This is a genomic window from Rhodanobacter sp. B05 (assembly GCF_002001085.1).
Lineage (GTDB): Bacteria > Pseudomonadota > Gammaproteobacteria > Xanthomonadales > Rhodanobacteraceae > Rhodanobacter.
The window spans coordinates 353,255-374,391 of the sequence record NZ_MUNU01000015.1 but is presented as its reverse complement, the minus strand read 5'-3'; the positions used below and the strand labels follow the sequence as shown (position 1 = coordinate 374,391).

Sequence of the window (21,137 nt, the reverse complement as noted above, 5' to 3'; positions counted from 1 at the left end):
TGGATGCCGGGGCCCGATCCGGGGCCCGGCGCATTCTTTGGTGCAAGAATGCCTTTCCTCACATCCAGGGAGCCACCCATGACGATCGACGAGACCGTGCGGCCAGACCGGCGTCGCTTCCTGCAGGCCACCGCCCTGGGTGCGGCGGCGCTGCCGCTGCTGGGTAGCGGCGTCGCACGGGCGCGCGAGGGCGCTGCGGAATTGCCGCCCTCGATCATGGCCCTGAAACCGGTGGCGCCACTCGCGGTGCCGATCACCAATGTCGAGCACGAGAGCCGGCTGCGCAAGGCGCAGCGGCTGATGACGGAACACAAGATGGATGCCGTCTTCATGGGCGGGGGCACCTCGCTGGAATATTTCACCGGCATCGACTGGTGGGTCAGCGAGCGCACCACCGGCATGCTGCTGCCCAGGTCCGGTGATCCGGTTTTCATCACGCCGGCGTTCGAGCGCGAGCGCACGCTGCAGCAGATCACCTTCGGCAAGAAGGACGTGCGCACCTGGCAGGAAAACGAAGACCCCTACCGCATGATCGCGGGCGTCCTCGCCGAATGGCACCAGTCCACCGGCACGCTGGGCATCGAGGAGCAGCTGCGCTCGGCCACGCAGTTCGGCATCGCCCGGGCCGCGCCGCACGCGACCCTGGTCAGCGCCACGCCGGTCACCGCCGGCTGCCGTTCGATCAAGAGCCCGGCCGAACTGGCGTTGATGCAACTGGCCAACGACGCCACCCTGGCGGTTTACCACGCCGTGTGGAAGGCGCTGGAACCGGGCATGACCCAGCAGCGCATATCCGATCTGGTCGACGCGGCCTACGCGCGTCAGGGCCTGCGTGGCGAAGTGAGCATCAACGTCGGCGCATTCACCGCCTCGCCGCACGGCTCGCCCTTGCCGCAGCACATCAGCGAAGGCACCGTGATCATGCTGGACGACGGCTGCAAGGTCGGCGGCTATCAGAGCGACATCACCCGCACCTTCGTGCTGGGCAAGGCCGGCGACAAGATGAAGCGCGTCTTCGATATCGTGCGCAAGGCGCAGCAGGCCGCGCTTGCGGCTGCGCACCCGGGCGCCAGCATGGAATCGGTCGATGCCGCGGCGCGCAAGGTCATCACCGATGGCGGCTACGGTCCCGGCTACAAGTACTTCAGCCATCGCCTCGGCCATGGCATCGGCATGGACATGCATGAGTGGTATTACCTGGTGCAGGGCAATACGCGTCGAATCGAGCCGGGCATGACCTTCAGCGACGAGCCGGGCATCTACATCCCCGGCGAATTCGGCGTGCGTCTGGAAGACGACATGCACATCGGCGCCGATGGCGCGCACTGGTTCACGCCGCAGAGTCCGTCGATCGAGCAACCCTTCGCTTAGGAGCCTGGGCAGATCGCTGCCGCTCATGCCGCCACTGCCCTGATCGCACGATGACCGAGGCGGGCCGTCGCGAACCCTATGGCCGCACCAGATCGGCCACGACCGGAAAGTGGTCGGACGGGTAGCGCGCACCGTCGTGGGTGGTGACCGTGCGCACCGCGAGTGCCTTGAAACCACGCGTCAGGATCCAGTCGATGCGCTGGTCGGGATTGCCCGTGAAATTGTGGAACGTCTTTGCCGGGCCCGAGTGCGAACCCGCCTGCATCCATGCATCGTGCAGGTTCGCCGTCAGTTTCGCGTGGACTGGCGTATCCGGAGCGCAATTGAAATCGCCGGCCAGGATCACGCGCGCGCCGGGTGGCAACTTGCCGATCCGCTGCAGGATCTCGTCCGCGCTCAGCATGCGCGGGCGGACATCCTGGGGCAGGTAGGGGAAGTGGGTATTGAAGTAGTCGAAGGTGCCGCCGCCGTCGCGCAGGCGAAACCGCGCCCAGGTCACCATGCGCGGATACGGCTGGCCCCAGGTCCGGCTGCCGGGCACCTGTGGCGTATCGGAGAGCCAGAAATCGCCGGAGCGCAGCACCTTCAAGCGATCCGTGCGATAGAACACGCCCATGTGCTCACCCTTGGTGCCGCCCTCCCTGCCCTGCCCGAACCAGGCGTAGCCGGGAAGATGCGCGGCGAGATACTCGCCCTGCTCTTCGGTCAGTTCCTGCGTGCCTAGCACGTCCGGATGCTCCGCCTTGATCACCTGGACCATCAGGTCGCGCCGGTTCACCCAGGCGTTCATGCCGGTGTCGACCGGCACGCGGACGTTGAAGGTCATCACGCGAAGCGGCGTGGCGGCCGCGACGCCGGCGCCGGCCGTGCCGAGCGACAGGACAAGAACCAGCATGGAAAACCAGCGACGCATGTTCATCACACACCCTCGATGCGGAAAAGATGGCGGGCTTCGCGCCTTCCTGGCGAACCGGACCCGCGTCCGCCGCGCCGGGTCCGGGCACAACCGGCTTGCTGCTACTTGCGTGCCGTAATGATCTGGCTCAGGTAATCCGGCGTGCCCACGATGCGCTCCAGGTGGGGATACTGCAGGCCGCCGCGATAGTCCACCGGCACGGTCCGGTATCCGCCCTGGTATTTCAGCAGCAGCCTGATCGGTGCCTTGCCACTCTTCGCCGCGGCGATCGCATCCGTCAGCACGTCGCGCGTATAGTCCTGGCCATTCACCGAGACCAGGGTGGCGCCGGTGCTGACCCCGGCCTTGAACGCGGGGCCGTTCCAGCGCACGTCGTTGATCTGGCCCTCCTTGTTCAAGGTGAGGCCGATCGACCAGGTGAAGTTGAACAGGTGCCGCGGCGATTCCGGTCGGCTGTTGTACTGCTTCTCGTAGGCGCTTTCCTGGTCGGTGTACACCAGCTTCCAGCCGGAAGCCGCCAGGCCATCCTGCAGCGGCGGATCGAGCGTGTCGACGCGTGCGCGCAGGAAGCCGGCCCAGTCGTTCTTCACCACGCCGTCCAGTGCCGCCACGACGTCGTCGAAGGTGTAGGTCCTGGTCACGAAGCTGCCGTTGTCGACACCGAAGAACGCGCGCGCAAAATCATCCAGCGATTTGCGGCCGTGGGTCAGGGCGCGGATTTTGGCATCCACCGCCAGCCACATCATCTGGCCGCCGCTGTAGTACTCCTCGCTCATCTGCCAGCTGCGGTACGGCAGGCCCGCACGCCTGGCGGCGGTCGGATCGTTGGTGGTGTCCTCCAGCGTGCGCCAGCCGAAACCCGGGCGATTGCGCTCGTAATTCGCCGCGACCATGGCCAGCGCATCGCGGAACTGCTGCGGCGTCCACATGCCGGATCGCGCGGTCAGCACGAAGCCCCAGTACTGGGTCTGCCCTTCGTACACCCACAACAGCGAGTCGCCCATCGGCACGTTGAAGTTGGGCGTCCACAGATCGGCCGGACGGCGGAACTTGCCGTTCCACGAATGGGTGTACTCGTGCGCCAGCAGGTCGCGGCCGGGCGCGTTGTCGGCCCAGGCGGTGAAGTAGTCGGCATCCATGCCGTCCTCGCTGGACTGGTGGTGCTCGGTGCCGTTGCCAGCCAGCACGTCGGACAGCGAGAACAGAAAGTCGTAGTGGTCGTAGTGCTGCGAGTCGAACAGCTTCACCGCCTGCGTCACCAGCGCGCGATGCACCTTCAGCTGCTCGGGCGTCATCTCCAGGTACTTCGGCGCGTCGGCGACGATGTCCAGATGCACCGGGACCTTGCCACCGGGATTGAGATCGACGCGCTTGAAATAGCGGCCCGCGTAGATCGGCGAATCGACCAGGGTGTTGAACGTGACCGGCTTGAAGGTGGTGGTGTCGCCCGCATGCGAAGCCGGATTTTGATCAGCACGTTCCAGCGCGGTGCCGAGCTGCCAGCCCGCGGCCAGCTTCACGCTGGGCGCGAACGTGATGCCGCGCGAGTAGTAGCCAGCCGGGTACAACGACATGCTGCTCCATTCCATGTCCATCATGCGGTCGGTGATCTCGAACCCGCCCGTGCGTGGCGACAGGTACTGGAAGTCCGCATCGATCGCATCCACGCCCGCCGGCACCTCGACATGGAAGGCGTATACGTTGTACTTGTCGCGCTTCCATCCGATCGGCTTGCCGTTGGCGCTGAGCCTGAGCCCGGCGAGCATGTCGATCGGGCCGGTCGGCGAGTGGCTGCCGGGAATCCACTGCGGATACAGCAGGGTCAGCGGGCCGGCCGTGACCGGAATCCTCTCGTGCACCCGGAAGATGCCCTGGGCCGTATCGCTGGCATCGACCTGCAGCGTGATCGTGCCCGGATACGGCGTGTCCTGCGGCGACGGCACCTCGCTGCTGCGCTGCTGCTGCGCGCATGCGACGCCGGTGGCGAGCGCCAGCGATACGGCCACGGCAAGGCACGCAGCCGTGCGTCCCGCGATCGACCACGCGTGAGTGGGTGAAGCAATCGACATGACAAACTCCGGCAGGAACGGGCCAGACAAATTAGCACCACGACGCCGGTTTTACAGGGCCGGGCAATAAACGGCACTTACTTAGGCCCGTTCGCCCCCGGATCGGGTCCGGGGCAGGCTCTGAGCGTAGGCCGAAGGCCGCACGCGGGGAGTGGCCATGGATGGCCACAGCTTTGAGGAGCGAGGAAGTCGAAGGGCACACAGGCGATAGGCTGTCCACGTGAGGGGGCGCTTCGACTCCACCCGCTGCGCGGGCTACGCTCAGCGCGAACGGCTGGAGATCGACGCCCTTAAGTAAGTGCCATTCGTCCGGGCAACCCCAACCCCGCGAGCCGCCTTCCATCAGCAGCCAGCGACAGCCGATCGAAACTTGGCGCGGAGGCACGTGTCCGGGACGCACCTCCGATCCGTCGTTCTCCGGCGACGCCCTACTTCGCCTGAAGCGTGCTCAGCACCTTTTGTGCATCCGCATGGGCGCTGTCGAGCTCGCTGGTCTTCAATCCCTGTTCGGCCTCGCTCAGCGCCGTGTGCAGGCGGGCCTCGGTGGTCGCATCGCCCTTGGCGTCAACGATGGCGCCGTCACCCATGCCCTTGCACGGGTCCGCGGCCTTGGCATCGAAGGCCTTGCCGGACGGGCCGACCAGACAGTTCACGACGTGCTGCAGGTGCGCATGCACCATCTTCAGATCGGTTGCGCCAAGCGCCATCCCGGCGTGCGCGGCGGCGGTCGCGACCTGCTTGCTGGCTGCGGCGTTCGCGTCCGCCGCCTGCGCGGCCATCGGCAAGGCGCAGGCAAGCAACAAGGCAGGCATGAAATGAGCGAGGTTCTTTCGCATGACACCACTCCCGAGTGACGCGGCGACCGCCGCAGTCCGCGAAAAATAGCCCGCCACGGGTTGCGAAAGCGTGATTTGGTGGCGCGGGTCACGCGGGCTATGCTGCCCCATCGACAGCAGCGGAGATCACCATGCAACTGGACCATCGACGCATTGCGGTAACCGGCGCGTTCGGCGCGCTGGGTGCCGCCACCGTACAGGCAGCGCTCGCGGCGGGCGCGCGGGTCGTGGCGATCGATCGCACCGATGCGCCCAGCGGCGGACTCGGCCAGGCCACCTGCCTCGGCGGCGTCGATCTGGCCGACGCGCGAGCTGCGAAAGAGGCGCTGGCCGCGGCGGCGCAGGCGCTCGGCGGCCTCGATGCCCTGGTCAACATCGCCGGCACATTCCGCTACGAAACCCTGGCCGACGGCAATCTGGATACCTGGGACCTGCTCTACCGGGTCAACCTGCGCACCGCCGTGGCCGCCAGCCAGGCCGCGCTGGAACATCTGCAGACGGGCGGTCGCATCATCAATATCGGCGCCGCTTCCGCCCTTAAGGCAGGAGCCGGCGTCGGTGCGTACACCGCATCGAAATCCGGCGTGATGCGCCTCACCGAGGCCCTGGCCGAGGAACTCAAGGAGCGCGGCATCACCGTCAACGCGTTGCTGCCAAGCATTCTCGACACGGCGCCCAACCGTGCCGACATGCCCAAGGCGGACTTCGACCGCTGGGTCAAACCGCAGCAACTCGCCGACGTGATCCTGTTCCTGCTGTCCGACCAGGCCTCCGCCATCACCGGCGCGCTGATACCGGTGACGGGGCGCGTCTAGCGCGGGACACTCACGGCGCATCGCGCCGGGGCGCGACGCGAAAGACAGGCCGTCCGTGCCGGACCCGCCGCATCAACCAGTGCAGTGTCGGCAATCATGCAGAGACACCGCTCCCGCCTGCCGTGCGTGTGCAGAATGCCCGTGGCACGGCTGTTACACTCGGGACTTGCGCACGTGGCGCCACCATGACCCAGGCCATGCCCGTTTCCACCCCACCGGTCACCGATCAGGTCAGCGCCCGCGCCGAGAACTTCCGCACCGGCTTTGGCGGGCAGCCCATGCACGAGTACAAGGGCCTGCCGATCTACGCCGCCCCCGGGCTGCACGATGCCGCCGCGCAGATGCTCTGCACCGCGCTGACTGGCGGTGCCCGCGTGCTGGAGTTCGGTGCCGGCAGCGGAGCGATGTCGTTGCGACTGGCCGACCTGGGTTTTGACGTCACCGCCAGCGACCTGTTCCCGGAGAGTTTCAAACCGGCACAGATTCCCTTTGTTGCTGCCGACCTCAATGGCGCTTTCGCCGCGCATTGGCCGCAAGGGTTCGACGCGGTCATGGCGCTGGAAATCGTCGAGCATCTGGAGAATCCGCGCGAGGTCCTGCGGCAGATCCGCGCCCTGCTGCCGATCGGCGGCCAGCTGGTGCTGTCGACCCCGAACATCGCCAACCCGGTCTCGCAGGCGTTGTTCCTGCGCAGCGGCCAGTTCCAGTGGTTTCGCGATATCGACTACCGCGAGCAGGGTCACATCACCCCGCTCAGCCCCTGGGTACTCGAAAAGGCGTTGCAGGAAGCGGGCTTCACGATCCGTGCCGAACACGCGGTGTCCAGCCCGTTCCGCCGCGTGCGCAGACTGGGTTGGGCGGTGCGACTGCTCGCACCCTGGTTCGCCCTGCTCAGCGGCCTGCCGCGCGCCCGCCGCGGCGAACTGTGGCTGATCCGCGCCGAAGCGACGGCCGTATCCGGGGACGGATCCTGACGCCTTGACCGCGGGATGGCGCGCGCCGATCCCTCGAGGCATGTGCATGGCATCCATTCCCGCCGTTCCGGCGTATAACGTTCGCAGCTCCTCACCTCACCCCAGGAACCTCGTCATGAAATCATTGATGAAGCTCGCCGCGCTTACGCTCGTGGGTACCGCCCTCGTCGCGATGCCAGCTTTCGCCGCACTGAAAACCGGCGCGCAGGCACCCGATTTCCGCGCACCGGCCTATCTCGGCGGCCAACCCTTCACGTTCCACCTCGCCGATGCGCTCAAGCAGGGACCGGTGGTGGTGTATTTCTTCCCTGCTCCGCACACCAGCGGCTGCAACGTCGAGGCACATCTGTTCTCGCAGGCGATCGACCAGTTCAAGGCGGAACATGCCACCGTGATCGGCGTCACTGCCGGCCACCTCGACCAATTGGCGGCGTTCTCGAAGGAGGCCGATCACTGCAGCGGCAAGTTCCCGGTGGCCGCCGATGAGGGCGCGAAGATCGCCAGGGAATACGACGCACTGCTGCTCATGCGGCCCGGCTGGTCCGATCGCACCTCGTACGTGATCGCGCCGTCGGGCAAGATCAGCTTCGTCTACTCCAGCCTCAGCCCGTCCAGACACGTCCAGGAAACGCTGGATGCGGTGAAGGCGCTCGAAAAGAATTGATCCAGCAGCAAGTCGGTCACCGAACGAACCCGGTTCCGACGGCGAGTCAACCTCCATCGAAAGACCGGGTAAGGCGCGGTTGCCGGACCTCTCTCCCATGATCCAGGAGCGCAGCGTGCAGGCGACTTCCTGCCCGTCGCCTCGGTTCCAAAATGGCCGCTTCACGATGGCCACCGTCACGCAATCAAGGGGAAACTGACATGGTCTTGCGCCTGGCCTGCCTGCTGCTTTGTCTAGGTCCGCTGCTTGCTCGTGCGGCACCACCGCCCGCGAACGCCGGCTACGACCTCATCATCCGCAACGGCCACATCATCGATGGCACGGGTTCACCGTGGTATGCGGCGGATCTGGCGATCAAGGATGGCCGCATCGCGGCGATCGGCCAGCTGGCCGAAGCTCACGCGAAGCGCAGCATCGATGCGCACGGAATGGTGGTCGCACCCGGTTTCATCGACATGCTGGGGCAATCGGAATTCACCGTACTGGTCGATCCCCGGCTGCCGTCGAAGATCTACCAGGGCATCACCACCGAAATCACCGGCGAGGGCGAGTCGATCGCACCGCTAGACGACGCCATCCTCAAGGCGATGCGGCCCGGGCTCGACCACTATCACCTCAAGGCGGACTGGCGCACGTTCGATGGCTACTTCGCCCGGCTGCGCAAACAAGGCATCGGCATCAACATGGGCACGTACATCGGTGCCACCACGGTGCGCGAGATGGTGATCGGCTACGACAACCGCGCGCCGAACGCGGACGAACTCCGGCGGATGCAGGCTCTCGTCGCCGACGGCATGCGGCAGGGCGCGATGGGGCTTTCGACCGCGCTGCAATACGCACCGGCACCTTACGCGAGCACCGACGAACTGATCGCGCTGGCGAAGACAGCCGCCCGTTACGGTGGCATCTATGCAACCCACATGCGCAGCGAAGGCAACGATGAAATGGCCGCGCTCGACGAGACCTTCCGCATTGGCCGCGATGCACGCATCCCGGTGGAAATCTTCCACCTGAAGGCATCGGGCAAGCCCAACTGGGGCAAGATGCCAACGATCATCGCCCGCATCGATGCGGCGCGGGCCGACGGCATCGACGTGGCGGCGGACACCTACGCCTACACCGCGTGGCAGAACACGTTCTCCGCCATCATTCCGCCGTGGGCGCACGAAGGCGGCGACAGCAAGCTGCTTGAACGCCTGCACGATCCCGCGATGCGCGCCCGCATCCGCAAGGACATGACGACCCCGGATGCCGGCTGGGACAACGAATGGCTTGCCATCAACGGCCCGCACGACATCCTGATCAGCGTGGTCAGCAATCCGCAGCTGGCCAGATACCAGGGCATGCGCATCGACGAAATCGCGAAGCAATGGCACGAGGATGCCATCGACACGATCATGGATTTCCTGATCAAGGACAACGCCGGAACCTCGGTGGTGATCTTCGGCATGGACGAGCACGACGTGGAACTCGCGCTGGAGCAGCCGTGGGTATCGATCGACAACGACTACCCAGGCACGTCACCCGAAGGAATCCTCGGCAAGGATCACCCGCACCCACGCGCATACGGCACGTTTTCGCGGATCCTGTCGAAGTTCGTGCGCGAGCGGAAACTGCTCACCCTGCCGGACGCGATCCGCAAGTTCAGCGCGTTGCCTGCGCAACGGATGCACCTCGACGATCGCGGCGTGCTCAAGCAGGGCTTGTGGGCGGACGTCGTCGTGTTCGACCCGCAGGCCATCCACGATGTCGCCACTTACGAGAAACCCAATCAGCTGTCCGTGGGCATGCAATACGTCCTCGTCAACGGCGTGCCGGTGATCGATGGCGGCAAGATGACCGGGAGGTTGCCGGGCAAGGTGTTGCTCGGAGCTGGATACGTGGCGCACTGATACGGAATGGCGATCGATCATCGAGGGCTGGCGCCACGGCGCCCTGGGTCAGGCGCGCCGCCATCCGGGATGGATCGTGGTGGTGTCTCGATCCACGCCACTCGTGCCACCCTTGTAGGAGCCCGCTCGCGGGCGACGCTCTTCTCACGGGAATCGGGAATCGCAAGAGCAAAAGCATCGCCCGCGAGCGGGCTCCTACAAAAGTTGCGTGGCGCCTCGCGTTGCGTAGCGCCTCGCAGGAATGACGGAAAGTGGAGGTTTTGTGCTTAAGTCAATGCCATTCGTCCCGGCCACCTTATTCCCCTCGAACGGAGACACCCAATGACCCTCAACCGCCGCCAGTTCCTGACGGGCTCCGTCGTCACCCTTGCTGCCGCCAGCCTTGCCGCCCCTGCCCTGGCCGGGCCATCCGGGCTGGCCCGGCGCAGCGATCCGCTCAAGGGCCTGACGGTGATCAACGCCCTGGGCGGCATCGACGATCCCAACCTGCCGGACACTCCGACCGGAGCACTGACGCCGCGCATGATGGCCGACGCCCGCGCCTCGGGCGAGACGGCGGTGAACTGCACGCTGGGCTATGTGGCCGGCCCGCAGGAACCCTTCCAGAAATCCGTGGCCGACATCGGACTGTACGACGCCATGATCCGCAGGAACCCGCACGACCTCCTCAAGGTGCTCTCGGTCGCCGACATCCGCCGCGCCAGGGCCGAGAACAAGATCGGCCTGATCTACGGCTTCCAGAACGCCGCGCAGATGGGTGATGACGCCACGCGCGCGGACATCTTCGCGAACCTTGGCGTGCGCGTCATCCAGCTCACCTATAACGTGCGGAACCAGCTCGGCGACGGCTCGATCGTTCCGGAGGGCCGTGGCCTGACGCCTTTTGGCCACCAGGTCGTCGAACGTCTCAACGCCAACCGCGTCATGGTCGACCTCAGCCACTCCGGCCGCCAGATCTGCCTGGACGCCGCGCGAGCCTCCAGCCAGCCGATCTCGATCAATCACACGGGTTGCCGTGCGCTTGCCGACCTGCCGCGCAACAAGACCGACGAGGAACTGCGTCTCGTCGCCGAGAAGGGCGGCTTCATCGGCATCTACTTCATGCCGTTCCTGAACCTCTCGGGCCACCCGACAGCGGTCGACGTGATCGCCCATATCGAACATGCCATCAAGGTTTGCGGCGAGGATCACGTCGGCATCGGTACCGATGGTGGCACCACGCCGGTCGACGATCTGGACGCCTACAAGATTGCCTTGACCAGGGAAGTCGAGGATCGCAAGGCGAAGGGTATCTCCGCCCCGGGCGAAAGAGACGACACCCACCCCTTCGTGGACGACCTGCGCGGCCCCGACCAGTTTCGCAAGCTCTACCGACTGCTGGCCGCGCGAGGCCACAAGCCGGCGCGCATCGAAAAGATCCTGGGCGCGAACTTCATGCGCTATGCCACCGAGGTATGGGGCGCATAGCAACCCTCTCCGGGGGTCAGCGTGCCCGCCATACGCCTCTACTTCGGCAACCCTGCCAGCCACTTCAACACGGCTTTCGACAGTTCAAGCCGCTGATCCGAATACGCATGATCGGTGGGCAGGTGCACGGTGCTGACGCGGCTGTCGCCGGCCTGGCGAAGGGCAGCGGCGAAGGCGAGGTTTGTTTGCGCAAGGCCGTCGTCGGAAGTGATGACGAGCGCGGTGCGATCCTTCAATGCATCGACTTTCGAGGGGAAGGTCCAGTCCGGTGCGTGCTCGACCAGCTCCCGCGCCAGGCCTTCCGGCGTGCAGCCGCTCAGCGGAGCCATGCCTTCGTCGGCCAGGCCCGTACTCATGGCCTTGATGCCGGCGACTTCTCCGTCCGTGCGAACGAGCGCCTGCGCGCGGCCGGCCATGTCGGCGGCGGAGATGGTGGCGAAGGCCTTGATCGCCGGATCGGCAGCAGCGCTTTCGACCGTCATGAAGCCGCCCATGCTGTGGCCGATCAGCACGATGCGTGCGGGATCGAGACGCAGCGCCCTGGCGACGTCCGGCTGGCGCAGGTAGGCGATCGCCGCCGCCGTATCCTCGATGCTGTGCGCGAACGAGAAGTTGCCCGGCGTGCCCCACGAGCCACGATAGTTGAAATAGAGCACGTCCCAGCCGGCGCGACGGATGGCCTGCGCCAGGTCGAGATTCCGCTCGTTGCCGGGAAAGCCATGCAGCAGGATCACCGCCGGATGCGGCCCGGCACCGGCAGCCACGTAGACCAGGGCGTTCATCAGCGCGCCATGGCTGGGGATCTGCATCGTCTGCATTTCGGCACGGTCCGCGCGTTTCGGTGTGCTCAGGAGACTGCTGCCGTGGGCGGACACTGGAGGCTTCGACCAGGCCGGACTGGTACCGACCAGCAGACCCAGGGCAAGACCGCTGGCGACGACAGCGCAGAACAATGGACGCTTCATGGTGATCCCCGACTGGATGGCTGGAACGACGGCAAGGTCGTCGGGAGCGCAAGCCGGTCGATGCCGGGACGATCCCCGGCGGAATGTAGCGCGTTCGCGATGACTTCGCGCGGTGCGATGAATTCGTGCATGCCCGGGAACCAGATTGTCGGGGCGGTTTGATGAGCCGACGGCCGCCTGACCGGTCGCACCAGCGTTGCCCCCGGCCGCTAACCAGCCCTGGACGTATTCAGCGCCACGGCAGCACGAATCAGCGCCTTCAACGCCTTCTCATCGATCTTGTCGCTTTCGTGAAAATCGATGGCGCGCCGGGTATTGCCTTCGAGGCTGGAGTTGAAAAGGCCTGCAGGGTCATCCAGCGCGGCGCCCTTGGCGAAGGTCATCTTCACGGCCTTCTTGTACGTCTCGCCGGTGCAGATCATCCCGGCGTGATACCACACCGGCACCCCGCGCCACTTCCATTCCTCGACCACGTCGGGGATGGCTTGCTTGATCAGCGCCCGGACCCGAGCGAGCGTCTCGCCGCGCCAATCGCCGAGTTCCCTGATCCGCGCATCGATCAGCTTGGCGGGAGCCTCGCCTGCGCTTGCTTCTTTTCCGCTGCTCTTCCCGTTCTTCATGAACGCCGCTCCTGCACGCGCAGCAGGTTGCCCGCGGGATCGCGCACGGCGCAGTCGCGGACTCCGTACGGCTGCTGCGTCGGCTCCTCGACGATCTCGGCACCGCTGGCCTGGATCCGCTCGAAGGCCGCGTCGAGGTCCCTGGTGGCCAGCAGCATGATCGCGTAGGTGCCCTTGGCCATCATCTCGGCGATGGTGCGTTTCTCGTCATCGGTGACGCCGGGACTTGCCGCTGGCGGGTACAGCACGATGGACGTGCCGGGCTGGTCGGGCGGGCCGACCGTGATCCAGCGCATCCCGTTGTAACCGACGTCGTTGCGCACCTCGAAGCCCAGGATGTCGCGATAGAACGCCAGCGAGGCATCCGGGTCGGTTTGCGGAAGAAAGCTCGCGTGAATATTGATGTCCATGGCCGTCGTGCCCGATATGGAAGGAGCCGTCATGCTAAGTCCGACTCGGGGGCCGGCGCTTCTCCATTCCTGATCGGTTGCGTCCTGACCGGTCGCGTCACCTGTCTCGCCACGCAGGACGGCATGCCTGCCGTCGCGGCCGCCGCCTCTCGCCGATACACGCTGGGCGGCACCCCGGCCAGCTCGGTGAAGCGCGTGCTGAAGGTACCCAGCGACGCGCAGCCGACCGCGAAGCAGATCTCGGTGACACTGAGGTCGCCACGACGCAACATCGCCATCGCGCGCTCGATGCGCCGGGTCATCAAATAACTGTACGGCGACTCGCCGAAGGCCAGCTTGAACTGGCGGCTGAGGTGCCCGCCCGACATGTGCACGCCGTGGGCGAGCGCCTCGACATCCAGCGGCTGCGCGTACTCCCGGTCGATCCGGTCGCGCACACGGCGCAGCCGGGCGAGATCGCGCAGATGTTGTACTGCGGCGGGTCGGCTGTTCATCTGCGCGATCGTCCCACGTGGTGCCGGAGTGCTCAAGCCTGCCGTATGGCGATCGGGACTGGCGCGCTGCCCGCAGCGTCATGGTCTGAACAAACGCCCGGTCGGGAGCAGGGACACCCCCCCGGTTGAGCGCAAGACGTTCAAGGACCACGCGCCGGGCTTCGTTCACGTCAACGTCAAGTGCCTGTCGTGGATGCCGGACGAGACGGTGCGGGCAACTCATCCCCGGCCAAGTCCGTATCTTCAACCGCCAAGGCGCGCTCGAACACGTGATCCGAAAAGCGAAACATCTTGCGGTTGCACTCGACCTCGGCACTGTCCCTGCGGCTGCCGGGTTTCTTGCGCGATCCGGTTTCGGCCCTGATTACTTTTTTCAACTCCAGGTGCAATCCGGTCCATCCCGCAAAGTAGTATTGAGCTTTATCCGGTATCAACCGATGCTCTCTTTGGCGAACGCGAATCCGGCCAATAACTGCGCCCGGGAATGCCCATGAATGGCGTGTCAATCCGACTGAAGCAATGGCACGCACAGCTCGCCAGCAAGGCTTTCATTGCCACTGAACTGGCCCGGGCGTATGCATTGCCCGGTGGCGGGATGAGGATCCTGATTTCCGATCGGGACGGCTGGACGGACGTCATGAGGAGGAAATTCCGCCTCACCCGGCACGCAGTGACTTTCGGCGATCTCACCAGGGCAAGCCTGGAGGACTACGACCTCGTCGTGCCCCTGACCATCGAGGATCTGAAATTCCTCGACACCGTACGTGACCGGATCGCCGACAACCCCATCCCCATTCCGAGCATGCAAAGCGTCCTGTTGTGTGATGACAAGCAGCAGTTCAACCAGGTGCTTGTCCGCAAGGGGTTCGGCGAATACATTCCGCGGACAGGCAGCCAGATTGGCTATCCGTACATCCTGAAGAAAAGTATCGACGAAGCCGGCCAGCACAGCCACATCGTTGTCGACAAGGCGCAGGAGGAAGGTTTGTCGGACAAACGGACGGACCCTGATTACTTTGCACAGGATTTCGTCGTGGGACCGGTCGAATATGCCACGCACGTGTTGTTCAAGGACGGCAGGGTCGTGTTTTCGTTGAACATCGAGTACGGCTTCGACACCGACACTCCGATCAAGGGTCGGAACTCTCCGAGCTACAGACTGCTGGGCCACTGCCCGCACCAGGAACTGTTTGCGGCCGTGCTCTCGGCGATTGGTTTCGAAGGGCTGTGTTGCTTCAATTACAAAATCCGCGATAACCGGCCACTGTTGCTGGAGATCAACCCGCGGTTCGGGCGCAGTTTGTGCGGTTATTTCTTCGCGTACATCAGACACTTCGCCCGCGAAAGGGCCCTCTAGGGATGCCCTGATCTATTCAACGCAGGCGTCACCGGTCATGTCTGCCTGCAGCTGGGTGGCGCGAAGGCGAAGGCAGGCTGGCCGCCTGTGCTGAATAGATCAGGGCATCCCTAAGTCAAACGGGCAACACGGGTTGCGGCCGGCTCGGTGGAGCGCGTGCTGAAAGTGCCCCGCCGACATGTGCACGCCGTGGACGAGCGCCTCGACATCCAGCAGCTGCGCGCATCCCCGATCGATCCGGTCGCGCACGCGGCGCAGCCGGGCGAGATCGCGCAGGCGCTGCACGGCGACGCGCTTGCTGGTCATAAGAGTGATCGCCCCGCTTGGCGTTGGAGCGCTCAAGTCCATGACAAACAGCCAATTAGGAGGCGAACCTGAACCTAACCCTGCTTTCGCACAGGTAAGTGACCCCGACCCCGTTTTTGTGCGCCGTTTGGGAGGTAGGCTGACCCTCCGCCTGACCGAAACCGGAGTCCCGCCATGGCCCTGTGGAAAGAACCCGTCAAGACCTCCGCCGCAACACCCGAAGCCACGGACCTGGCGCACATCGGTATCCCGGAGACCAAACCCGTAGCCGAAACGCCGGTGCAGCCCGCACCCCGTCCCGCACCCGCGCCCGCACCGGGCAAGCCGAAGGCCGAATCGCTGATTGCGCCCGATATCACCATCGAGGGCAAGATCGAAGGCGCAGGCCATGTACGCATCGCCGGCAGTTTCAAGGGCGACGTCAACGTGCTCGGCGACCTCACCATCGAACCCGGCGCCAAGGTGACCGGCAGCGTGCGCGCCGAGAAGGTCACCATCGCGGGCGAACTGATCGGCAACATCGAATCCGCGGCGCACGTGGAGTTGCAGCAAAGCGGCGCGCTGACCGGCGACCTGAAGGCAGGCTCGCTCAGCGTGGCGGCGGGTTCGCGCATGCGCGGCCAGGCCGAGTTCGGCTGGGACGATGCGAAGAACGGCAACAGCGCGCACAAGACCCATGGGCACGACGGCACCGCTTCATGAGCAATCCGGGGACCGCCGGGGCGACACGCACCTGTCCGCACTGCCGGGAGACCATCCTGGAAAGTGCGGCCGTGTGCCCCGCCTGCCGCCACAAGCTGCGCTTCAGTGAACCCACCAACGCGATTGCGGCGCCGGCGTCCGTGCCGCTGCGCGTGGAAGGCAGCTTTCGCAACCCCGCCGACAGCGGCGCGTGGGAATACTCGATGGTACTGACCATCCGCAACGAACACGGCGAGGAGATCGCGCGCAAGCTGGTCGGCGTCGGCGCCATGCAGGCGGACGAACAACGCACCTTCACCTTGAATGTCGAGATGCAACCCGCCAGCGCGGGCAGCAAGCGCACACGGCATTGATGCCCGCAGCGCACTCACGCAGACCTGCGTCCCGGACAAAATCGCGGAGCGATTACCGGGAAGAACCGACGCTGATCTCTTTGCCTTGTTTTGCGCGGCAATCGTAAGGCGCGTCGCTCGCGGTGCAGAAATCCGGCCACTTCGTCGTCTTCCAGATCGCGACGAGTCCGAGCTTCGCGGCCAGCGTCATGAAGTGCGGATCGGCGCGAAACTTCGCGGCATAGGGCCGGAAGAAAGGCGACGGGTTTTCGACATAGGGCGCATTCATCAGATGCGCTCGCATCTCGCCGATGCTGGCATAGGCATCATCGATGCGACCGATCAGCATGAAGTGGAGCGCCGCGTCGAAAGCTTTGTCCGGGCCGATATAACGCGCCTTGATCGCGCTTGCCGCCGCTTCGATCGTGGCTTGCGACGGATTCGCCCTGGCATCCGCCTCAAGCCGGAGCAGATGCTGATACGCCAAACTTTGCCCCGCCGTGAGTACGGGATCATCGAGCGTTGCAGCGGCCTTGGTCGGGTCGGCGTAATGCACCGCCAGAATCACCGCGAAATCCTTGAGTCCGTCGTTATCGGGCCATGTCTTCAATGCGGTGGCCAGCATCGCCTGCGCCTCGTCGACGCGATCGAGGTCCGCCAGCGTCATGATGACCTGCAGCGTCTTGGGCCAGAACTGCGGTCCCGAATTTGCCGCGCGCATCGCATAGTCGAGCGCTTCGCTGCTGCGGCCGACGTTGATGAGGTTGGAGGCGTAGAAATAATTGCCGATCGGATCGTCGGGGTTGAGCGCCAGCGCCTGGGCCAGATCGGCCTGGGCCGCAGGCCATTCGCCGACCTGCGTCCTGGTCATGCCGCGTGCCACCCAGGCGGCCGAGTTGCGTGGATCGATCACGAGCGCGCGTGCTGCCGCATCAAGCGCCTCCTTGCGCGCGGCAGGCACGTCGTCGCCACCTTCCCCGACGAGAAAGCCATTCCATTCGGCAAGTGTGCCCCAGCCTTGCGCGAAATCGGGGGCAAGCCGGGTGACGTCACGCAGGAGCTTGCGGGTGTGCAGGTCGTCGCCGCTCGGCAGCGCTTCGCACGCCTGCAGATAAACCTTGAGCGCGTCGAGGCTGACGATGGCGCGGTCACGTGCGGTCTCGTCGAGCGCGCAGACGAACACCGCGCCCATGCGCACCTCGGCTTCGTGATGCATGGCTTCGGCCTCGGCGACCGGCCGTGCCAGGCCGGTCGACCAGATGATCGCGCCATCCGCTGCGGAGTTCAGCGTCAGCGTCGCGCGCAGGCTGCCCGCCACGCTGCGCACGCTGCCGTTCAAGGTGAAATCGGAGGCGCCTGCAGGAGCCCCGGCGGCTGTCCCATCGAGCACCCGCAGCCTGGAGCCGCCGGAGGTGACGATTTGCGCGAGATCGGCGGCAAAGCCCTGCGAGAAGGACGCTGCCGCCTGATCGCCAGGCAGCGTATCGAACGCAGCGACACGAATGCTCGACGCTCCGCCGTGATCGACCTTCGACCGGTAGACGAAAAACGCGGCCAGCAAGGCAGCGATGGCGAACGCGGCGACGATCAGTGTCTTTCGACCCGGCCAGCGGATCCAGCGAGCGCGTCGGTCGCGCAACTGCGGCGGCTCGGTCGCGGGTCCCTGGGTGTCCAGCCATTCGATCAACTTGCGCCACGCCGGATCGTTCGGCGACTCGCGCCAGTGCGACAGGTCGATGGACTGTTTCAGCATGAAGGCCAGCGGGACGGTGCACGGTTCGATGAGGACCGGCACCAGCTTGGAACGGTCCTGTGCGTAGTGCGCCTCGCTGCGAACCCAGTCGGACGCGACCGAGCGCGTCGACCACAGGACGATGACGCTCGCCGCCGCCTCGATCTCCTGCTCGATCGTCGCATCCCAGGCCTGGCGCGGAGTCAGGCCTTCGTCCCACCACACCGTCCGTCCGCTCTTGCGCAGCGCGACGACGATCTGGCCGGCCCGGGCGCGGTCCTCTCGCTTGTAGCTAAGAAAGATATCCGCCACGCCGATGCCCGCGTCCCATTGTTCCCGGATCATCCTAGCAGGCCCATGCCATCGCCAACCGCCGGAGAACGCAAAAGGAGCCAGCTCACTTTGCCACCTTGTTTGCGTGTCTCAGGAATCGAGGCATCTCACCCCGTGGTTGAATCCTTCGCAAGCAATCGCCGGCCCTTGTCCAGATAGGTTTGCATCTCGTCCGGTGGCACCAGGTTGCCACCGGTGGCCCAGACCAGATGCGTCGCTTGCGCCATGGCCTGACTGTCCAGGCCTGCACGAGCCCGATAGCCCTGGTCACCATGCACTCTGGCGATGCCCGGCACGCCGGCGAGCGCGGACGGTTCCAGGCGCACGCCCTCGCTGCGCTCCATCAGCGCCAGCAAGCCGTACATCTCCTCATCGCTGACGGTGTAGTAGCCATCCACCAGGCGCTGCATGGCTTTCCCGACAAAACCCGAGGCGCGTCCGACTGCCAGTCCATCCGCAGCCGTCAGGTTGTCGATGCCAAAGTCCTGCACGCAGACCGCGTCGTGCAGCCCGGTATAGACGCCCAGCAACATGCACGGCGAGTGCGTGGGCTCGGCGAAGATACAGTGGACTGCGTCGCCGTAGACCAGCTTCAAGCCGAAGGCCACGCCACCGGGCGCGCCGCCGATGCCACAGGGCAAGTAGACGAACAGTGGATGTTGTGCATCCACGGCAATACCGGCTTGTGCCAATTGCTTCTGCAGTCGCTCGGCGGCGACCGCGTAGCCCAGAAACAGGTTGACCGAATTTTCATCGTCGACGAAATGACACGCAGGATCGAGCTCGGCCTGCTTGCGGCCTTCGGCAATGGCCACGCTGTAATCAGAGGCATACTCGATGACCGTCACGCCGCGCGAGCGCAACATGGCTTTCTTCCACTGCCGCGCATCCGCGGACATGTGCACCGTCACCTGAAAGCCCAGCGCCGCACCCATGATGCCGATGGACAGGCCAAGATTGCCGGTGGAACCGACAGCTATCCTGTATTGGCCGAAGAAGGCCCGCGCCTTGTCGCTGTCCAGCACCGCGTAGTCGTCGTCAAGCGTCAACAAGTTTCCCGCCAACGCCAGATCCTCGGCATGCTTGAGCACTTCATGGATGCCGCCGCGCGCCTTGATCGAGCCGGAAATCGGCAGATGGCTGTCTCGCTTGAGCCACAGCGATCCGTCCAGGGTCCGACCGTAGCGCTCACTCAGCAAGGCATGCAGCTTCGGCAAGGGACGCACGTCCGACTCGATGATGCCGCCGCTGCTTTCCGTCTCCGGAAACGCGCGCCTGATATAGGAAGCAAAACGCGTCAATCGCGCACTGGCGTCGGCGACGTCCGCCGCCGTCAATCCCACATCGCCGATCGACTCCGCGACCGGAGCCACCGCGGGATTGAACCAGGTGGTTTCCTGCAGCGCGACCAGCTCGCGAAGCAAGGGATGGCTGACGTACCAGCTTTCAAGCGTTCGTCCAGAAATCACGACCTCGCCTCCGTGAACAGTCAGGAGTTGCCAGAGACGATGATGTTGGCAAAAAAACGAAACCATGTCAGTCAAACCCGGGCCAGTTCGCTCTGCCCCTCTGTTGCCTGACACTGCGCCATGACTCGACCCTGCATGAATCTCGTCGTGCCACAGCGAACTCAGCGTGGCAATACGGCCTGACGCACCTGCAGGAAACGCCGGACGGCGGGATCGCCGGCGAGACCGACCGCGATATCGAAGGCAGCACGCGCCTCGGGATAGGCATGGATTCTGGCCAGCAGCGCCGCGCGCGCGGCCCAGTAAGGCTGGTAGTCGACAAGCCGTCTGTCGGCACCGAGCGTATCCACGATCTCGAGTGCGGCGCGGGGACCTTGCAGTTCCGCGATGGCCAGCGCGCGGTTGAGGGCGACTACCGGCGAACCGGAAAGCGCGAGCAGCGCGTCGTAGATCTGCACCTCGGGCGTCCAGTCGGCGCGCCCGCTGCGACGACGCTCGACATGCGCGGACTGCAGCGCCGCTTCCAGCTGATAACGGCCGATGCGGCCCAGCGCACTCGCACGCAACAGCAGCGCTTCGGCCTCGTCGATCATCACTGCATCCCACAGCGCGACATCCTGCTCGGCCAGCGGCACGTAGTCGCCTTCCGCGTCGCGCCGCGCGCGACGCCGTGCCTCGGCGTGCAGCATGCAGGCCAGCAGACCCAGCGCTTCCGGTTCCTGCGGGAGCAACCCGGCAACCAGGCCGGCGAGGAACAACGCTTCCGCGGTGAGGTCGCGCCGGATCACATCGGTGCCGCCGGGATCGCTCCAGCCTTCCGCAAAGGCGGCGTAAATCGCATCGAGCACGCCGTTCAGTCGTCCGGCCAGCTCGTCGCGCGCGGGGATGGCAAAGCGGATGCCGGCCTGGCGGATCTTCTGTTTCGCCCGCCCGAGGCGTTTGCCCATGGCGCCCGGTGACGCGAGAAACGCCGAGGCAATGGTCTTCGCATCCAGTCCGAGCACGGCCTGCAACATCAACGGTGCGCGGATGCCGGCATCGATGGCCGGATGCGCGCAGGCGAACAGCAGCGCCAGGCGCTGGTCCGGAATCGCCGCGTCATCCATCGCCGCCGATGCAGCCTCGTCAAGCTCCGCCAGGACCTGCAACTGCACGGCGGCCGCCTCACCGCTGCGCCGGCGCCGGATGCCATCGATCCCTTTGCGCCGGGCCACGGTCAGCAACCACGCTTCCGGATTCGCCGGACAGCCGTTGCGCGGCCAGTCCGCCAGCGCCGCGGCAAACGCTTCCGACAACGCATCCTCGGCCGCCGCCACGTCGCGCATGGCGGCGGCCAGAAAGGCGACCAGCTTGCCGTAGCTGCGCCGCGCGACGGCGTCCGCGGTACTGCGCGCCTGCGCCGCGCTATCCAAC

20 protein-coding genes and 1 pseudogene are annotated in these 21,137 nt (G+C 65.5%); 9 read left to right on the top strand and 12 right to left on the bottom strand.

Annotation, left to right across the window (positions count from 1 at the left end):
- Positions 1–78 precede the first annotated feature (78 nt).
- Positions 79–1,371 (top strand): Xaa-Pro peptidase family protein, encoded by a 1,293-nt coding sequence (locus tag B0E47_RS10395; RefSeq protein ID WP_077514168.1) that lies wholly within the window; start codon positions 79–81, stop codon positions 1,369–1,371.
- 76 nt (positions 1,372–1,447) lie between these two features.
- Here B0E47_RS10395 and B0E47_RS10390 read toward each other — a convergent pair whose 3' ends face one another.
- From B0E47_RS10390 to B0E47_RS10380, 3 genes are all read right to left on the bottom strand, one after another.
- On the bottom strand, positions 1,448–2,290 hold the full coding sequence (locus tag B0E47_RS10390; RefSeq protein WP_077514167.1) for an endonuclease/exonuclease/phosphatase family protein: 843 nt from the start codon (positions 2,288–2,290) through the stop codon (positions 1,448–1,450).
- A 98-nt stretch (positions 2,291–2,388) separates the two neighbouring features.
- The gene (locus tag B0E47_RS10385; protein WP_077514166.1) at positions 2,389–4,356 is read right to left on the bottom strand and encodes a M61 family metallopeptidase; all 1,968 of its coding nucleotides are present in this window, start codon (positions 4,354–4,356) and stop codon (positions 2,389–2,391) included.
- 428 nt (positions 4,357–4,784) lie between these two features.
- Positions 4,785–5,135 (bottom strand): hypothetical protein, encoded by a 351-nt coding sequence (locus B0E47_RS10380; RefSeq protein WP_077514165.1) that lies wholly within the window; start codon positions 5,133–5,135, stop codon positions 4,785–4,787.
- A gap of 188 nt (positions 5,136–5,323) precedes the next feature.
- Here B0E47_RS10380 and B0E47_RS10375 point away from each other — a divergent pair, with 188 nt between their 5' ends.
- From B0E47_RS10375 to B0E47_RS10355, 5 genes are all read left to right on the top strand, one after another.
- Complete coding sequence (locus B0E47_RS10375; protein ID WP_077514164.1) at positions 5,324–6,007, top strand: SDR family NAD(P)-dependent oxidoreductase; 684 nt, start codon at positions 5,324–5,326, stop codon at positions 6,005–6,007.
- A 197-nt stretch (positions 6,008–6,204) separates the two neighbouring features.
- Positions 6,205–6,981 (top strand): class I SAM-dependent methyltransferase, encoded by a 777-nt coding sequence (locus B0E47_RS10370; RefSeq protein WP_168171047.1) that lies wholly within the window; start codon positions 6,205–6,207, stop codon positions 6,979–6,981.
- 115 nt (positions 6,982–7,096) lie between these two features.
- A complete protein-coding gene (locus B0E47_RS10365) occupies positions 7,097–7,645 on the top strand; it encodes a peroxiredoxin (protein ID WP_077514162.1) in 549 nt (182 codons plus the stop codon).
- A gap of 200 nt (positions 7,646–7,845) precedes the next feature.
- Positions 7,846–9,537 (top strand): D-aminoacylase, encoded by a 1,692-nt coding sequence (locus B0E47_RS10360; protein WP_077514161.1) that lies wholly within the window; start codon positions 7,846–7,848, stop codon positions 9,535–9,537.
- A gap of 321 nt (positions 9,538–9,858) precedes the next feature.
- Complete coding sequence (locus B0E47_RS10355) at positions 9,859–11,004, top strand: membrane dipeptidase (protein ID WP_077514160.1); 1,146 nt, start codon at positions 9,859–9,861, stop codon at positions 11,002–11,004.
- A gap of 38 nt (positions 11,005–11,042) precedes the next feature.
- On the opposite strand, the gene B0E47_RS10350 is transcribed toward B0E47_RS10355, so the two are convergent.
- From B0E47_RS10350 to B0E47_RS16865, 5 genes are all read right to left on the bottom strand, one after another.
- Positions 11,043–11,969, bottom strand: a complete 927-nt coding sequence (locus B0E47_RS10350; RefSeq protein WP_077514159.1) for an alpha/beta fold hydrolase — start codon at positions 11,967–11,969, stop codon at positions 11,043–11,045.
- A 209-nt stretch (positions 11,970–12,178) separates the two neighbouring features.
- Positions 12,179–12,589, bottom strand: a complete 411-nt coding sequence (locus tag B0E47_RS10345) for a DUF1801 domain-containing protein (RefSeq protein WP_077514158.1) — start codon at positions 12,587–12,589, stop codon at positions 12,179–12,181.
- Positions 12,586–12,999, bottom strand: coding sequence for a VOC family protein (locus B0E47_RS10340; RefSeq protein ID WP_077514157.1), 414 nt, complete (start codon positions 12,997–12,999; stop codon positions 12,586–12,588). The genes B0E47_RS10345 and B0E47_RS10340 overlap by 4 nt, the downstream gene beginning before the upstream one ends.
- A 29-nt stretch (positions 13,000–13,028) precedes the next feature.
- A complete protein-coding gene (locus B0E47_RS10335; RefSeq protein WP_077514156.1) occupies positions 13,029–13,493 on the bottom strand; it encodes a helix-turn-helix transcriptional regulator in 465 nt (154 codons plus the stop codon).
- A gap of 176 nt (positions 13,494–13,669) precedes the next feature.
- Positions 13,670–13,870 (bottom strand): hypothetical protein, encoded by a 201-nt coding sequence (locus B0E47_RS16865; RefSeq protein WP_139351425.1) that lies wholly within the window; start codon positions 13,868–13,870, stop codon positions 13,670–13,672.
- 113 nt (positions 13,871–13,983) lie between these two features.
- Here B0E47_RS16865 and B0E47_RS10330 point away from each other — a divergent pair, with 113 nt between their 5' ends.
- Positions 13,984–14,850, top strand: a complete 867-nt coding sequence (locus tag B0E47_RS10330) for a hypothetical protein (protein WP_139351424.1) — start codon at positions 13,984–13,986, stop codon at positions 14,848–14,850.
- A 99-nt stretch (positions 14,851–14,949) separates the two neighbouring features.
- Here B0E47_RS10330 and B0E47_RS10325 read toward each other — a convergent pair whose 3' ends face one another.
- The gene (locus tag B0E47_RS10325) at positions 14,950–15,156 is read right to left on the bottom strand and encodes a hypothetical protein (RefSeq protein WP_254422893.1); all 207 of its coding nucleotides are present in this window, start codon (positions 15,154–15,156) and stop codon (positions 14,950–14,952) included.
- A 333-nt stretch (positions 15,157–15,489) separates the two neighbouring features.
- On the opposite strand from B0E47_RS10325, the pseudogene B0E47_RS10320 reads away from it, so the two are divergent.
- Both B0E47_RS10320 and B0E47_RS10315 read left to right on the top strand, forming a co-directional pair.
- Positions 15,490–15,858, top strand: a pseudogene (locus B0E47_RS10320) (polymer-forming cytoskeletal protein); the annotation flags it as partial.
- On the top strand, positions 15,855–16,211 hold the full coding sequence (locus tag B0E47_RS10315) for a hypothetical protein (protein WP_077514153.1): 357 nt from the start codon (positions 15,855–15,857) through the stop codon (positions 16,209–16,211). The pseudogene B0E47_RS10320 and the gene B0E47_RS10315, both read left to right, overlap by 4 nt.
- A gap of 52 nt (positions 16,212–16,263) precedes the next feature.
- Here B0E47_RS10315 and B0E47_RS10310 read toward each other — a convergent pair whose 3' ends face one another.
- The 3 genes from B0E47_RS10310 to B0E47_RS10300 form a co-directional block, all read right to left on the bottom strand.
- Positions 16,264–18,267 (bottom strand): toll/interleukin-1 receptor domain-containing protein, encoded by a 2,004-nt coding sequence (locus B0E47_RS10310; protein ID WP_077514152.1) that lies wholly within the window; start codon positions 18,265–18,267, stop codon positions 16,264–16,266.
- Positions 18,268–18,362: 95 nt separating this feature from the next.
- The gene (locus B0E47_RS10305) at positions 18,363–19,838 is read right to left on the bottom strand and encodes a D-serine ammonia-lyase (protein WP_254422892.1); all 1,476 of its coding nucleotides are present in this window, start codon (positions 19,836–19,838) and stop codon (positions 18,363–18,365) included.
- Positions 19,839–19,885: 47 nt separating this feature from the next.
- Entirely contained in the window at positions 19,886–21,136 is a 1,251-nt protein-coding gene (locus tag B0E47_RS10300) for a DUF6596 domain-containing protein (protein ID WP_077514150.1), read from the bottom strand.
- Position 21,137 lies beyond the last annotated feature (1 nt).

Bases quoted from the DNA above. Each gene is read 5' to 3' on its own strand.
- B0E47_RS10325 (WP_254422893.1), bottom strand. From the start codon at position 15,156: ATGACCAGCAAGCGCGTCGCCGTGCAGCGCCTGCGCGATCTCGCCCGG.
- B0E47_RS10390 (WP_077514167.1), bottom strand. From the start codon at position 2,290: ATGAACATGCGTCGCTGGTTTTCCATGCTGGTTCTTGTCCTGTCGCTC.
- B0E47_RS10340 (WP_077514157.1), bottom strand. From the start codon at position 12,999: ATGGACATCAATATTCACGCGAGCTTTCTTCCGCAAACCGACCCGGAT.
- B0E47_RS10310 (WP_077514152.1), bottom strand. From the start codon at position 18,267: ATGATCCGGGAACAATGGGACGCGGGCATCGGCGTGGCGGATATCTTT.
- B0E47_RS10385 (WP_077514166.1), bottom strand. From the start codon at position 4,356: ATGTCGATTGCTTCACCCACTCACGCGTGGTCGATCGCGGGACGCACG.
- B0E47_RS10330 (WP_139351424.1), top strand. From the start codon at position 13,984: ATGAATGGCGTGTCAATCCGACTGAAGCAATGGCACGCACAGCTCGCC.
- B0E47_RS10375 (WP_077514164.1), top strand. From the start codon at position 5,324: ATGCAACTGGACCATCGACGCATTGCGGTAACCGGCGCGTTCGGCGCG.
- B0E47_RS10350 (WP_077514159.1), bottom strand. From the start codon at position 11,969: ATGAAGCGTCCATTGTTCTGCGCTGTCGTCGCCAGCGGTCTTGCCCTG.
- B0E47_RS10335 (WP_077514156.1), bottom strand. From the start codon at position 13,493: ATGAACAGCCGACCCGCCGCAGTACAACATCTGCGCGATCTCGCCCGG.
- B0E47_RS10360 (WP_077514161.1), top strand. From the start codon at position 7,846: ATGGTCTTGCGCCTGGCCTGCCTGCTGCTTTGTCTAGGTCCGCTGCTT.
- B0E47_RS10370 (WP_168171047.1), top strand. From the start codon at position 6,205: ATGCCCGTTTCCACCCCACCGGTCACCGATCAGGTCAGCGCCCGCGCC.
- B0E47_RS10395 (WP_077514168.1), top strand. From the start codon at position 79: ATGACGATCGACGAGACCGTGCGGCCAGACCGGCGTCGCTTCCTGCAG.
- B0E47_RS10365 (WP_077514162.1), top strand. From the start codon at position 7,097: ATGAAATCATTGATGAAGCTCGCCGCGCTTACGCTCGTGGGTACCGCC.
- B0E47_RS10380 (WP_077514165.1), bottom strand. From the start codon at position 5,135: ATGGCCGCGCAGGCGGCGGACGCGAACGCCGCAGCCAGCAAGCAGGTC.
- B0E47_RS10355 (WP_077514160.1), top strand. From the start codon at position 9,859: ATGACCCTCAACCGCCGCCAGTTCCTGACGGGCTCCGTCGTCACCCTT.
- B0E47_RS10315 (WP_077514153.1), top strand. From the start codon at position 15,855: ATGAGCAATCCGGGGACCGCCGGGGCGACACGCACCTGTCCGCACTGC.
- B0E47_RS10345 (WP_077514158.1), bottom strand. From the start codon at position 12,589: ATGAAGAACGGGAAGAGCAGCGGAAAAGAAGCAAGCGCAGGCGAGGCT.